Below are 12,947 nucleotides of genomic sequence, written 5' to 3' on the forward strand. Positions count from 1 at the left end.
ATGGCCAAAGGGTCTTACATCGACGGGAAATGGAGCGCTGGCGAAGGTGACTGGTTTGAGAAAACCTGTCCGGCAACCGGCGATACGAGTTGGGAAGGGCAGGCGGCCAGCCCCTCCCAGGTCCACAAGGCAATAGAATCCGCCCGCGCGGCTGGCGAAAGCTGGCGCAGATTACCTCAGCATGACCGCACGACGGTTCTGGAGGCATATGCCGAAGCGGTGGGAGAGCGCGCCGAACGCATTTCTGAGGCCATCAGCCGCGACATGGGCAAGCCCCGGTGGGAGTCCATGGGCGAAGCAGGCGCCATGAAGGGCAAGATCGCTATCTCAATCGCTGCGCAGGTCGAGCGTGCTGGCGGGCGGCATGATGAAACAGCTTTCGGATCTGCAATCCTGAGCCACCGTCCACACGGCGTGATGGCCGTGTTCGGCCCCTTCAATTTTCCTGGACACCTCCCGAATGGGCACATCATTCCTGCCCTCCTGGCGGGTAACACCTGTGTGTTCAAACCGTCCGAGCTGGCACCTGCCGTCGCTGATATCATGGTGGAATGTTTCGAGGCAGCGGGACTGCCGGCGGGCGTTCTGAATGTCGTGCATGGCGGGCGATCAACTGGATCCGCCCTGTTGGATGGCGATATCAATGGCGTGTTGTTTACTGGCTCTGCTGCGACGGGCACAGCGTTCCATCGGCACTTCGCCGGCCGGCCAGAAGTCATTCTGGCGCTTGAGATGGGGGGCAATAACCCGTTGATCATCTGGGACCCAGCCGATGTCGACGCGGCGGCCGATATCGCGGCGCAATCCGCGTTTTTGACTAGCGGTCAGCGTTGTTCATGTGCCCGGCGCGTTTTTGTGCCGGACAACAAGTTTGGCGAACAGGTTGTCGAGGCAATCGTAGAGCGTGCGCGGGGCTTGAAGATCGGTGCCTGGGACGAAGACGATGTGTTCATGGGGCCGTTGGTTTCTGAAAAGGCCGCTGCAGCCGCAACGGACTTCCAGATGATGTTGTCGAAAGCCGGCGGCAAGCCACTTCGCCGGCTGAAGCGTATGGATCGCGGCGGCGGTTTTGTTACCGCGGGCGTTATTGATGTCACTTCCGCCAGCGATGTCCCGGACGAAGAGCTGTTCGGGCCGTTAATGCAGATATGCCGCGTCAAGACATTCGAGTCCGCTATCGCGAGAGCGAATGATACGCGTTTCGGCCTGTCTGGTGGCCTTGTGAGTGACGATGACGCTCTCTGGTTGCAGGCGCACCGAGAACTGAAAGCTGGCATTCTCAATCGCAATCGTCCGACGGCCGGCGCAGCTGGCAACATGCCTTTCGGCGGGCCGGGCTTGTCAGGCAATTTCCGCCCCGGTGCCTACTATGCCGCCGACTATTGCGCATGGCCGCAGGCAAGTCAGGTCTCGGACAAGGCCGAGCGCCTCAAGGCACAGGGATTCCCCGGCTGATGAGCACGGCAGTTGAAGTCAATTTCGATGGTCTGATTGGGCCAAGCCATAATTATGGCGGCATGTCGCATGGCAATCTTGCAAGCGCGACCAATGAAGGTGAGGTCTCAAACCCGCGGGAGGCGGCGCTCCAGGGGCTTGAAAAGATGCGTCTTCTGATGAAGGCAGGCCTCGTACAAGGCATCCTTCCCCCGCTGCCTCGGCCCAATTTCGATCTCTTGGTTTCGGCAGGTTTCTCAGGATCCGACGCTGAGATAATTGAATCGGCAGCAAAAACGGCGCCCGGCCTTCTGAGGGCCGCTTATAGTGCAAGCTCCATGTGGGCCGCGAACGCGGCGACGGTGTCTCCGTCTGCCGATACGAAAGATGGCCGGCTTCATCTGACAACCGCAAACCTGTCGACGATGCTCCACCGGTCTATCGAGGCGCCTGATACCACCGCGACGCTGCTTTCCATTTTTGAGAATGAAGAGGCGTTTGGCGTGCACGGTGCCCTGCCGGCACATGCCGATTTTTCGGACGAGGGGGCAGCCAATCATGTTCGCCTTTGCGCTGAGCATGGGGCATCGGGCGTTGAGCTGTTTGTTTACGGGCGTGAGGCTGGCGAAAGTGCAGTCGGCTTTCCTGCCCGTCAGACCCGCATGGCAAGCGAGAGCATTGCCCGCGCTCACGGGCTGGTTGCTGAAAACGCAGTGTTCGCGCGTCAGTCCAAAGCAGCGATTGAGGCCGGGGCCTTCCATAACGATGTTGTTTGTGTGGGATCGCTGGACACGCTGTTTTTCCATGAGCTCGCATTTGAGAATACCGATGAAACTTTGGCTAGCCTTTCTCAGGCGGCGGATGGCCGGTTTGAGGTAAAGCCCGTGATGGTGCCGCAGGCTGAAGTGCCGATAGAAGACGCCATCAAGTCCTATCTGTTTAATTCCCAGCTGCTGCATTGGCCCGGCGAAGACCGGCTGGTTCTGCTCGCGCCGTTAGAGACCCAGGAAACGGACACAACGCGGGCCTTCTGTGAGCGCATGACCTCTGGAAACGGACCGATAGGCCGGGTGCAGTATGTCGACGTGCGCCAGTCGATGCGCAACGGTGGCGGTCCAGCCTGTCTTCGCTTGCGGGTAGTGATGACGCCTGAGGAAATCGCGGCCTGTCATCAGGGGGTTCTTCTGACCGAAGAGAAGATTGATGCTCTGCAGGATATCGTACGCCGGACCTATCGCGACCGGCTTTCGCCGAATGATTTCGGAGATCCAAGCTTTGCAAGCGAGTGCCAACTGGCCCGTGAGGCTTTGCTGGAGGCGTTGGGGCTCAGCGGACTCGTCTAAGGCAGCCCTGGAAAGTTCTCGACCATCCTGATTTCGATGTCCGGGAAACTGTCGACATATCGGATCGTGAAATCGGGAAAACTCTCGACGAACTGCCATTCGCCGCAGTCGTCGGGAAAGCTCGCCACAGTCTTTACGTCGAGATCTGGAAAGCTGGATACGATCTTCACGTCCAGGTCGGCAAAGCTCTCGACGATTTTCACTTCGCCTCTAAGGTCGATCCCTTCGAATGTGCAGTCGTCTGCGATGGAAGACTCGGCAAGGGCCGGAAGCGCCAGAACAAGCGGCAGGAGTCCGACGAAAAGTCTCAACCGTTGTGCCCTGCATCAGCCAGACGACCACCTGCTTTGGCGTAGGCTTGAGTGCCGCGATGGATGATCTCATCATCGGGCAGAACATCTTCAGGTCTGAACGCGAATTTGCCCTTCATTTGGTCATACAAGGGCGCGAAATCGGTATCCACTGTAGCGCGGAAAAGCTGGTCATAGGAATCGATCACGAAATAGGTCTGCTGAAAATCGTCGATGCGGTAATCAGTCTGCATCAGGCGCTCCAATCCAAATCCGATGCGGTTTGGAGAAGCATCTTCGAGCGCAAAAATACTCTCGGTCTTTGATGAGACAATGCCGGCACCGTAGATCCGGAGCCCCTCATCGGTCCGGATAAGGCCAAACTCAACCGTGTACCAATACAGGGCGGCGAGGTTCTTCAGAGCCGCGAAATTGAGGCTCCGCAGCCCGCCCTTGCCATAGGCTTCCATATAATCTGCGAAGACAGGGTTCGTCAGCATCGGCACGTGGCCAAAGACATCATGGAAGACGTCTGGTTCCTGCAAATAGTCGAGTTGGTTGCGCGTGCGAATGAACTGGCCGGCCGGAAACCGGCGATTTGCGAGATGATCAAAGAAGACGTCGTCCGGCACCAGCCCCGGCACCGCGACCACGCGCCAGCCCGTCAGCGATTCCAGCTCGTCAGACATGGCTTTGAAGTCGGGAATGCCACCTTTGCCGAGGTCCAGCGCTCTCAGACCGTCGATGAACTCGGGCGCAGCCCGGCCCGGAAGCACGTCCATCTGCCGCTTGTACAACAAGTCCCAGACGGCATGCTCGTCTGAAGAGTAATTTGACCAGCCCTGGTCGATGGTCCAATCGTCCCGAGCGTGTTCAGGTTTCTGCAATTGGTTGCTCATGCAACTAATATAGCGCAATACGCGCTGAATAGAATGATAATTGTCGGCGCAGTCTCGTGGAGCCTCGTGAGGTTCAGCAGCGCCAGAAAGCAAAGGAAGGACACTCATGAAACTTGCAAGCCTGAAATCCGGACGGGACGGACACCTTGTTGTCGTGTCGAAAGATCTCACGCGCTATTCCGACGCCAGCCATATAGCGCCGACACTGCAGGCTGCGCTCGATGACTGGAAGGTGATGGCCCCAAAGCTCCAGTCTCTGGCGCAGGAAATCGAAGTTGGCTCCGTCCCCACGGAGCGGTTTCATGAGCATGACTGCGCGTCACCGCTGCCGCGCGCCTATCAGTGGGCTGACGGATCAGCATACATCAATCATGTCGAACTCGTTCGAAAGGCTCGCGGCGCTGAAGTGCCTGAGAGTTTCTACTCCGACCCGCTGATGTATCAGGGCGTGAGTGGTTCGACTTTGGGGCCGCGCGATCCCATTCCACTCGGCGACACTGCATGGGGTTGCGATATGGAAGCGGAGGTGTGCGTGATCACAGATGACGTGCCAATGGGCGTGAGCGCCAGCGACGCGGCGGACCATATCCAGCTCATCCTGATTTGCAATGACGTCTCACTTCGCGGGTTGATCCCCGCGGAACTCGCCAAGGGCTTTGGCTTTTTCCAGTCGAAGCCGCCTTGCGCTTTCTCGCCAGTGGCCGTGACGCCCGATGAGTTGGGCGATGCGTGGCAGGATACGCTCATTCATTTGCCCATGCATGTGGACTATCGCGGCGAAGCTTTCGGCCGCGCCGAGGCAGGCGTGGATGCGACCTTCAACATGGCTCAACTCGTTGCGCATGCTGCCAAGACACGGCCATTGGTCGCGGGTTCAATCATCGGTTCGGGAACCGTGTCGAACAAGGGCGCTGACGGCGGGGCAGGCAAGCCCGTCGCAGAAGGCGGGCTCGGTTACTCATGCATCGCTGAAATTCGAATGATCGAAAAAATTGCGAGCGGAGAGTTCAAAACGCCATTCATGGATATCGGTGACACGGTGCGCATCGAGATGTTGGACAAGTCAGGCCACAGCATCTTCGGTGCCATCGAGCAGGAAGTTGTCAGCGTATGAGCGAACTCAAACTATACGACTATTGGCGCTCTTCGGCCTCTTATCGCTTGAGGATTGCGATGAACTGGAAGGGTGTCGAATATGACACCCTTCCCGTGAACATCGCGCCGGGCGAGGACGAGCAGCTGAAGGAACCGTATCGGGCTTTGAACCCGCAAATGCGCGTTCCGGCGATCGCTCTGAATGATCGCATTTCAAACCAGTCCATGGCGATCATCGAATGGCTGGAGGAAACATATCCCGAGCCGCCATTGTTTATCGGCGATGCCTGGCGCCGGTTGGAAATCCGGGCCTTTGCCGACACCATTGCCTGCGACATCCACCCGCTAAACAATCTGTCCGTTCTTTCGAAGTTGCGGGAGAGTTTCGGTGCAGATCAGGAAGCGATCAATGAGTGGTATAGAAGCTGGATCGTCAACGGGTTCACAGCCCTGGAAGCGATCGCGCTAAGACACCCGGGAAGCGACTTTCTGTTCGGTGATCAGCCCACATTGGCTGAGGTGTGCCTGGTACCTCAGGTTTCTAATGCGCGACGATATGACGTTGACCTCACGCCATTTCCGAAATTGAGCGAAGTGGATGCAAGATGCCGCGAGGTTCCAGCTTTTGCGAAGGCTGCGCCGGATGCGGTCAAGCCAGGCTAATTAATGCGCGTGAACGCTTTTCAGCATGTAGCCGCTCGCCGTCATGTCGAAAAAATCCAGAATGTCAGGATGTGAGACCGGTGTGTCTGTGTCATCCGGCAGCAGATTTCCCTCCGACACGTACGCAACATAATGGGTTTTGTCGTTCTCGGCGAAGAGGTGGTAATAGGGCTGGTCTTTTGAGGGGCGCATGTCTTCCGGGATTGCCTCATACCATTCGTCGGAATTGGCAAAGACTGGGTCGACATCGAAAATTACACCGCGAAAGTCGAACAGCCGGTGACGAACGATCTGCCCGATCTGAAATTGCCCCTGGCGCCGATCAATGGCGTAATGCGGGTATCCGTCTTCGCCATAAGCGGGCGGCGTTTCTGAAGAAACGGATTCCGGTTTGCTGGAAGCCGGAGACTCCTTTTGGGGTTCCGTCGACGCCTTGCGGCGTTTGAACAGCGCTGCGATGCGCTTTGCTATGCCTCTTTCTTGGCTCATTGGTAACCAATGTGATAGAGGTTTCGTCAACCGACAAGATTTGGGCCACACATGGCTGAAAAAAAATCGCGCAGCCGGCGGCCCAGGGGACAGCCGGCGCGCAAAACCGGAGGGGCACCGCTCTACGCGGCGGTGGACCTTGGGACCAATAATTGCAGACTGCTGATCGCCGCGCCCAACCGTGGCGGCTTTAGCGTGGTCGATTCACATTCGCAGATTGCGCGCCTTGGAGAAGGCCTCGCCGAAACCGGCCGTCTATCGGACGCGGCGATGGACCGGGCTTTCAGCGCGATGGAAGCGATTTCCAAGAAGCTCAAGGCCAAACGCGTTGGGCGTATTCGTTGCATCGCAACGGAGGCTTGTCGCAAAGCAGAAAACGGCGCTGAATTCATCGCTGAAATTCGCAAACGGACCGGTCTTACATTCAAGATCATTGGTCCTTCGGAAGAGGCTCGGCTGGCGCTGATCGGTTGCCACAACCTTATTGATCAGGCGGCCGAACATGTCCTCGTGTTAGATATCGGTGGTGGTTCGACAGAGCTGTCGCTCGTTGATGCAAAGCGGGCGCGCGAGAATGGCCTGGCCGGTATGCTCAAGCACGCTCCCATAAAGGCATGGACAAGTATTCCCTATGGCGTTGTCACGCTGACCGAGGAATTTCAGCATCTTGGCGAAGCCGAATCATACCCAGCAATGCTGGACGCGGTCAAAGCCCATGTGGAACGCTGGGCGGAGCAGCATAACATCCGAGCTGCGCTGGAGTCCGAGACATCTCACATCATCGGGACGTCGGGCACGGTGACGTGCGTTGCAGGGGTTCATTTTGGCCTTGAGCGCTACCGCCGTGATCTCGTTGATGGAAAATGGATGGATCGGGCAGGGGGGCTTGAGACGATGCAGGCCCTGATTGAGGCGGGGCCGGAGGGACGCGCCGAGTTTGCGACGATCGGAGAAGACCGCGCTGGTCTGATGCTTGCCGGGTGTGCCTTGATGGAGGCCGTTTGGTCGTTGGCGCCGCATGCGCGGATCAGAGTGGCAGATAGAGGGCTTCGTGAAGGCCTGCTCCTGTCCATGATGCGTGGTCCAAAGAAAAGTCGCCGTCGCCGAGGTGGGCGAGGCAAAGGCAAGTCGAGCTCAAGCTCAGCAAAGGCACAGAAGGTGGCAGAATGACCGATGATGGAAAGCGCCGCTGGAAGGGCCCGCCGAAGGAGGAGAAAAAATCCTCCGGTCGCCGGATGACCGAGCGGAAAATCATTGCGCACAACGCCAAGGATGAAAGCTCCAAACGCTGGATCGAGCGGCAGCTCTCGGATCCATATGTCCAGCAGGCCAAAAAAGACAACTACCGTGCGCGCGCCGCTTACAAACTGCTCGAAATTGATGAAAAGACGCGCCTTCTGAAAGGTGTAAGCCGGGTTGTTGATTTGGGGAGCGCACCGGGCGGTTGGCTTCAGGTCTGCCTTCGAAAAGGTGTGAAAGAGATTGTCGGTATCGATCTGCTTGCCGTGGATCCGATCCCGGGAGCCCACATCGTCCAGGGCGACATCAATGAACCAGACGACGTCGCGAAGATGATGGAAGGCCTCTCAGGACCTCCAGATCTTGTTCTCTCCGACATGGCTGCCAACACGACCGGGCATAAGCAGACTGACAGCTTGCGCACGGCCGCCCTTGCGGAGATGGCGCTCTGGTTCGCGGGGGAGCATCTGGTTCCGGGCGGCAGTTTCTGCAGCAAGGTCTTTCAGGGCGGCGCGACGCCGGACATGCAGAAACAGCTCAAATCGATGTTCAAGACTGTCAAACATGTGAAGCCGCCAGCGAGTCGCACCGGCTCACCAGAGCTTTTCGTCGTCGCTCAGGGCTTCCGCGGAAAGGCATGAGCATTTCGCGAATTGCCCGATTGAATGCGCCGGGTGAAGTGCGCGCAGTCGCTTTCGATTCCGAAGACCGCGCCGTGTCGACTTTTATCGAGCGCTGGGATGGTCAGGGGCAGCCTGCTTCGCTCGGCCAAACGATGACTGGGCGGCTTCGAAAGGTTTCGCCATCCGATGGCGGCGGTTTTTTTGAGCTTGCCAGCGGCGAAGACGTATTTGTGCGCGGCGCCATTCCGGACGGCCTTACACTGGGGGCTGAGACCTGTCTTTTGATCGTCGCGGAACAGCGTCACGAAAAACTGGCGCGAGCTCGGGTGGTAGAGTCGACTGATCCGAGCCAGCCAGGCTTTGAGCGCTGGCGTACCTCTCTGCCAGGTAACACGACCGACGACGTGGATGAGTCGCCTGAGGCTGCGGATGATGTCGAACGCGTCTTTGATGAGGTACTTTCACCCACGGTCGGATTGCCTGGCGGCGGGGCGCTTCATATCGATCGAACGTCTGCTTTGACGGCGATTGATGTTGATAGCGCAGGCAGGACCGGCAGGGGCAGCGCGGGAGCCCGAGCCTATTCTATCAATCGCGAGGCGGTCGCAGAATCAGCGAGACACATAGCATTGCGGCGCTTGGGGGGGCTGATCGTCATCGACTGCGTCGCCCCAATTAATCGAGACGCGGGCGAGAAACTGCAGGCAGACTTCCTGGCCGGCTACAAGGCGTGTTCGAACGATGCAATCGATGCGCTACGACCCTCCAAATATGGATTGCTTGAAGCCAAGGTCGCCTGGGGAAGGACGCCGCTCAGTGATCTGATGCTGGACAGCACAGGAGCGCAAACACCAGAAACGGAATTGCTGGCTGTGCTGCGCGCGTTACAGCGCGAAGCTGCCGCAGATCGCACAAGCTTTTTCAGTCTCGCGCTGTCTAAGGCGGCCATGGGGGCCTATAAACTTCGCAAAGCCGAATGTGACACGATCCTGAAGAATGGATTTTCGGGTCGCGTGACAATTTCAGATGAGATGAGCGAGACAAGCAAGGTGGTCCGCACATGAGCAAAGCAAAATGCCCCGTCTGCGAAACCAGAATGGTAGATCCGGAGTTTCGGCCGTTCTGCTCCAAACGATGCGCCGACGTTGATCTGTCGCGTTGGCTCAAGGGCGGTTACGCAATTCCGGGGCGGCCCGCTGACCAGGCCGAAGAGACGCCGAGCTACAAGGAAGAGCGCGACGAATGAGCAGGAGCGCGCCACGTGAGGGTGTGACAGCTGCGGAACCAGAAGCTTCTGAAATCATTGAGTTTGTCTCAATTTGAAGGACCGATCGGATGAAACTGTTGTTCTCGACTATCGCCCTCGGATGTATCGTGGCCTGCACCGGCCCAATTCCTGGAGAGGTCACAGAAGACACTGTCCAGACGGCAGATGGCGAAACGTATCAGCGCATAACCTTCGAAGACCGCGAAGCGACCGAAGCAGAAACCAGTGCCTGTGAGGCGGTGGGCGGCGAAGTTAAGCAAGCCGGTTTGCTGGGCGCGGAGCACTGCATTCAGGCGCTGCCAGACGACGGGATGGTCTGTTCTGACAGTTCAGACTGCGTCGGCCGCTGCATGATATCCGGCGAGTCGGTCGAGCCGGGTACGGAAACGACCGGACAATGCGCGGCGACAGACAATCCGTTCGGCTGTTTCCAACTGGTCAAAGATGGCCGCGCTGACGGTATGCTCTGTGTAGACTAGGCGCGGTGGCTTCATCTGAAACTTCAAGAAAAAGGGGCTTTTCGAACCGCCGCGACTCCCTTATTAGGCCGAAAAGGGAGCTCCCCACATGAAAATCCGACAAGCTATCACTTTCGATGACGTGCTTCTGCAGCCCGGCCCGAGCGAGGTCATGCCTGCGAATGTGGACGTCTCGACGTTTCTGACGAAGTCCATTCCTCTCAATATCCCGCTGCTGTCTGCGGCGATGGACACGGTGACCGAGGCGCGGCTGGCCATTGCCATGGCGCAGGCTGGTGGCATTGGCGTCATCCACCGCAATCTCACCTTCGAAGAGCAGGCCGGACAGGTCATGCAGGTCAAGAAGTATGAGAGCGGTGTGGTGATGAACCCGATCACCATCACGCCGACAGCGAGCCTGAAAGAGCTGAACGACATCAAGGCACGCACCGGCTTTTCGGGCGTGCCGGTCGTCGAGGCCGATGGCACCGTGGTCGGCATCATCACAAATCGCGATACGCGCTTCCTTGATGATCCGAATGCGAAGGTCGCCGAGCTGATGACGCGCAACGTCGTCTCGGTGACGATGGATACGCCAATTGAAGACGCGCGCCAGCTGCTGCACAAGCACCGTATTGAGCGCCTGGTGATCGTCGATGACGCTGGCAAATGCGTCGGCTTGCTCACCGTGAAGGATATGGAGAAGGCGCAACTCAACCCGAATGCGGCCAAGGATGCGCAAGGGCGGCTTCGTGTTGCGGCGGCGTCCACGGTGGGCGATGCCGGGTATGAGCGGACCCAGGCTCTGATCGAGGCGGGGGTCGACGCGGTTGTGATCGATACTGCGCATGGACATTCGCAATCTGTGCTCGACGCGGTGACGCGGGCGAAGAAGCTTTCCAATTCGGTTCAGATCATTGCCGGTAACGTGGCGACGAGCGACGCAACCAAGGCCCTGATCGATGCGGGCGCAGACTGCGTGAAAGTCGGTATCGGACCGGGGTCGATCTGCACAACGCGGATCGTGGCGGGCGTCGGCGTGCCACAGCTTACCGCGATTGAGGATTGCGCGAATGCTGCGTCCAAGACCGGCACGCCGATCATCGCCGATGGCGGGATCAAATTCTCTGGCGACTTTGCCAAGGCGCTGGCCGCCGGCGCATCGACGGCGATGATGGGCTCGGCTTTTGCCGGGACCGAGGAGGCACCGGGCGAGGTGTTCCTGTTCCAGGGGCGCAGCTACAAGGCGTATCGCGGCATGGGCTCGCTCGGCGCGATGTCGCGCGGCTCGGCGGACCGGTATTTCCAGAAGGATATCGAGGGCGACAAGCTCGTGCCTGAAGGCATTGAAGGCCAGGTGCCGTTCAAAGGCCCGATCGGCAATATCCTTCACCAGATGGTCGGCGGTCTTCGCGCGGCGATGGGCTATGTCGGCGCGAAAACGATCGACGAGCTGCACGAGAAGGCCGAATTCGTCCAGATCACCGGCGCCGGACTTTCAGAAAGCCACGTCCACGATGTGACGATGACGCGGGAAGCGCCGAACTATTCGATCGGGCGGTAGGCCCGCATCAGCTGAAGGCGACACTGAAATGAAAAGCGCATACGCCGGCCTTTGTCTGGCCGCCATCACGTCAACCATGTTCGCGGGAGCGGCGGTCGCGCAGGGCGATGGTGATTTCTGGACGGGCAAGTGGACTGACCAGACGTTCGAAACGCGGACGATGCCGGACGGATCTGAGACCCAGCGGGAAACGAGTGTCGGCTCTGTCTGTATCGATGCGGGCAACGATATGGTCTCGTCAATCGAAGACACCTTCCTCAAAGTGTATTCCGACCGTCAGTGCACGATCTCCGATCTGACATTCGAAGCCGCAACGGAAAACCTGACCGCTATGAACGGGCAATTGACGTGCGGGCCACTCACCGGAACGCTCGTGGTCAAGTATTCCAATGTGCTGGTCAATGTATCGAGCCTCTTCACGATCGATACCGGCAGTGGCGAAATGACAGTGCACACGCGGTCCAGATGGGTGCGTACGGGAGACCCTTGCTGAACCGACATTGATGCCTGCCTGACCCGATTTGACCTTTCGCCGCGCCTCTTCTGATAGGCAGCGACAAGGCGGAAGTCATGGAACATCACGTTTTTGCCCGTTCACAAATCGGACCGAAAATGAAGGTTGGTATGGAGGGCGACCGCGTGACTGTGAGGGTTGGCAAGTCGACGAAGACGATCGCGCTGACGGATGTGACGGGCGTGCGCTGGCATCGCACGACATCGCTGAACAGAACCGATTTTGGCCTTGTGGTGCAGGGCGCACGGCGCAAACTTGTTGTCAGCTCATCTGATGTCGTTCCGGACGAGGACCAGACCCAATTTCGCGCAGCAGTGTCAGGCGTCCTGTGGAAGCTGGCCGAAGTGCGACCCGAGCTGCAAGTGCGCTACGGGACCAGCGTCGCGACCAGTCTGGCGATGTTTTTGATCATGGGCGTTCCAGCATTTTTCGTTTTGCTATTCGGCATACTGGTTCTGCCTGAACCAGGTGGGCCGTTCTATGCGATCGGCGCGCTGGTCATTGGCGCGCCGGCAGCCCTGTTAGCCTGGGGGTGTCGTCCCTGGCAGACGCCGGACCGGTACGGATTGGTGGAACTGGCTGATGCTATCTGGCGGGCACGACCGAGTTGAAGCCCAAGAACTTCACTTGCGCGCGAAAGCGGACCCTTCCAAAAACGCCCGGCTCCAGACCGGTGCGTTGCTGACGGGCGGGCGCGTTCCGCCTTTCAGAATGGCGCGAATATAGGGATAGAAGGCAAGGAAGGTCAGCGCCATGGCAATCGCGCTGATCACTCTCTCATCGATGGGGAAGGTCATGGAGCTGGCTGTGGCTCTCGCCACATGGGCGCCATGGGTGGAGTAGAAGCCGTGATTGGCGAGATTTGAGTTTTCCGGATAGACTGGCAAGCCTGCCTTGTCTGCAGCCGCCAGAACAGGGGGAAACATGGCCTTGCCGAGGCCTTTGCCGCGCACGGCCTGGCATGTGCCGATGGTGAATAGATAGACGTGCGGCTCTTTCGGGTGGTGCTTTTCTATGGCTTCGCCAGTGGCCATGCCGCGCTCACTGCGCCTATACATCCGGCTTTGAA

16 protein-coding genes are annotated in these 12,947 nt (G+C 58.6%); 12 read left to right on the forward strand and 4 right to left on the reverse strand.

Annotated features, from left to right (window positions below):
* Together astD and WNY37_RS09125 are read left to right on the forward strand one after the other, a co-directional pair.
* Nucleotides 1-1,455: a succinylglutamate-semialdehyde dehydrogenase gene (gene astD, locus WNY37_RS09120; RefSeq protein WP_342973145.1), complete on the forward strand. Its 1,455-nt coding sequence runs from the start codon at nucleotides 1-3 to the stop codon at nucleotides 1,453-1,455.
* The gene (locus WNY37_RS09125; RefSeq protein WP_342973146.1) at nucleotides 1,455-2,777 is read left to right on the forward strand and encodes an N-succinylarginine dihydrolase; all 1,323 of its coding nucleotides are present in this window, start codon (nucleotides 1,455-1,457) and stop codon (nucleotides 2,775-2,777) included. The genes astD and WNY37_RS09125 overlap by 1 nt, the downstream gene beginning before the upstream one ends.
* On the opposite strand, the gene WNY37_RS09130 is transcribed toward WNY37_RS09125, so the two are convergent.
* Together WNY37_RS09130 and phhA are read right to left on the reverse strand one after the other, a co-directional pair.
* On the reverse strand, nucleotides 2,774-3,088 hold the full coding sequence (locus tag WNY37_RS09130) for a hypothetical protein (RefSeq protein ID WP_342973147.1): 315 nt from the start codon (nucleotides 3,086-3,088) through the stop codon (nucleotides 2,774-2,776). The genes WNY37_RS09125 and WNY37_RS09130 overlap by 4 nt on opposite strands.
* On the reverse strand, nucleotides 3,085-3,966 hold the full coding sequence (gene phhA / locus WNY37_RS09135) for a phenylalanine 4-monooxygenase (RefSeq protein WP_342973148.1): 882 nt from the start codon (nucleotides 3,964-3,966) through the stop codon (nucleotides 3,085-3,087). The genes WNY37_RS09130 and phhA overlap by 4 nt, the downstream gene beginning before the upstream one ends.
* A 106-nt stretch (nucleotides 3,967-4,072) precedes the next feature.
* On the opposite strand from phhA, the gene WNY37_RS09140 reads away from it, so the two are divergent.
* Together WNY37_RS09140 and maiA are read left to right on the forward strand one after the other, a co-directional pair.
* On the forward strand, nucleotides 4,073-5,080 hold the full coding sequence (locus WNY37_RS09140) for a fumarylacetoacetate hydrolase family protein (RefSeq protein ID WP_342973149.1): 1,008 nt from the start codon (nucleotides 4,073-4,075) through the stop codon (nucleotides 5,078-5,080).
* Nucleotides 5,077-5,724: a maleylacetoacetate isomerase gene (gene maiA / locus WNY37_RS09145; protein WP_342973150.1), complete on the forward strand. Its 648-nt coding sequence runs from the start codon at nucleotides 5,077-5,079 to the stop codon at nucleotides 5,722-5,724. Before WNY37_RS09140 ends, maiA begins: the two co-directional genes overlap by 4 nt.
* Here the strand turns inward: maiA and hspQ are convergent, their stop codons facing one another.
* Nucleotides 5,725-6,051, reverse strand: coding sequence for a heat shock protein HspQ (gene hspQ / locus WNY37_RS09150; protein WP_342974889.1), 327 nt, complete (start codon nucleotides 6,049-6,051; stop codon nucleotides 5,725-5,727).
* 213 nt (nucleotides 6,052-6,264) lie between these two features.
* Here hspQ and WNY37_RS09155 point away from each other — a divergent pair, with 213 nt between their 5' ends.
* From WNY37_RS09155 to WNY37_RS09190, 8 genes are all read left to right on the forward strand, one after another.
* Nucleotides 6,265-7,383 carry a Ppx/GppA phosphatase family protein gene (locus WNY37_RS09155; RefSeq protein WP_342973151.1) on the forward strand — a complete coding sequence of 373 codons (1,119 nt, stop codon included), beginning with the start codon at nucleotides 6,265-6,267 and terminating at the stop codon, nucleotides 7,381-7,383.
* A complete protein-coding gene (locus WNY37_RS09160) occupies nucleotides 7,380-8,093 on the forward strand; it encodes an RlmE family RNA methyltransferase (protein WP_342973152.1) in 714 nt (237 codons plus the stop codon). Before WNY37_RS09155 ends, WNY37_RS09160 begins: the two co-directional genes overlap by 4 nt.
* On the forward strand, nucleotides 8,090-9,139 hold the full coding sequence (locus tag WNY37_RS09165; protein ID WP_342973153.1) for a ribonuclease E/G: 1,050 nt from the start codon (nucleotides 8,090-8,092) through the stop codon (nucleotides 9,137-9,139). Before WNY37_RS09160 ends, WNY37_RS09165 begins: the two co-directional genes overlap by 4 nt.
* On the forward strand, nucleotides 9,136-9,321 hold the full coding sequence (yacG, locus tag WNY37_RS09170) for a DNA gyrase inhibitor YacG (RefSeq protein WP_342973154.1): 186 nt from the start codon (nucleotides 9,136-9,138) through the stop codon (nucleotides 9,319-9,321). Before WNY37_RS09165 ends, yacG begins: the two co-directional genes overlap by 4 nt.
* 89 nt (nucleotides 9,322-9,410) lie before the next feature.
* The gene (locus WNY37_RS09175) at nucleotides 9,411-9,821 is read left to right on the forward strand and encodes a hypothetical protein (RefSeq protein ID WP_342973155.1); all 411 of its coding nucleotides are present in this window, start codon (nucleotides 9,411-9,413) and stop codon (nucleotides 9,819-9,821) included.
* Nucleotides 9,822-9,909: 88 nt separating this feature from the next.
* A complete protein-coding gene (guaB, locus tag WNY37_RS09180; protein ID WP_342973156.1) occupies nucleotides 9,910-11,364 on the forward strand; it encodes an IMP dehydrogenase in 1,455 nt (484 codons plus the stop codon).
* 28 nt (nucleotides 11,365-11,392) lie between these two features.
* Nucleotides 11,393-11,857, forward strand: a complete 465-nt coding sequence (locus WNY37_RS09185) for a hypothetical protein (RefSeq protein ID WP_342973157.1) — start codon at nucleotides 11,393-11,395, stop codon at nucleotides 11,855-11,857.
* A 77-nt stretch (nucleotides 11,858-11,934) separates the two neighbouring features.
* Nucleotides 11,935-12,489 carry a hypothetical protein gene (locus WNY37_RS09190; protein WP_342973158.1) on the forward strand — a complete coding sequence of 185 codons (555 nt, stop codon included), beginning with the start codon at nucleotides 11,935-11,937 and terminating at the stop codon, nucleotides 12,487-12,489.
* Nucleotides 12,490-12,501: 12 nt separating this feature from the next.
* Here the strand turns inward: WNY37_RS09190 and WNY37_RS09195 are convergent, their stop codons facing one another.
* A complete protein-coding gene (locus WNY37_RS09195; RefSeq protein WP_342973159.1) occupies nucleotides 12,502-12,912 on the reverse strand; it encodes a GNAT family N-acetyltransferase in 411 nt (136 codons plus the stop codon).
* Between the last annotated feature and the right edge of the window lie 35 nt (nucleotides 12,913-12,947).

Source organism: Henriciella sp. AS95, assembly GCF_038900055.1.
Lineage (GTDB): Bacteria > Pseudomonadota > Alphaproteobacteria > Caulobacterales > Hyphomonadaceae > Henriciella.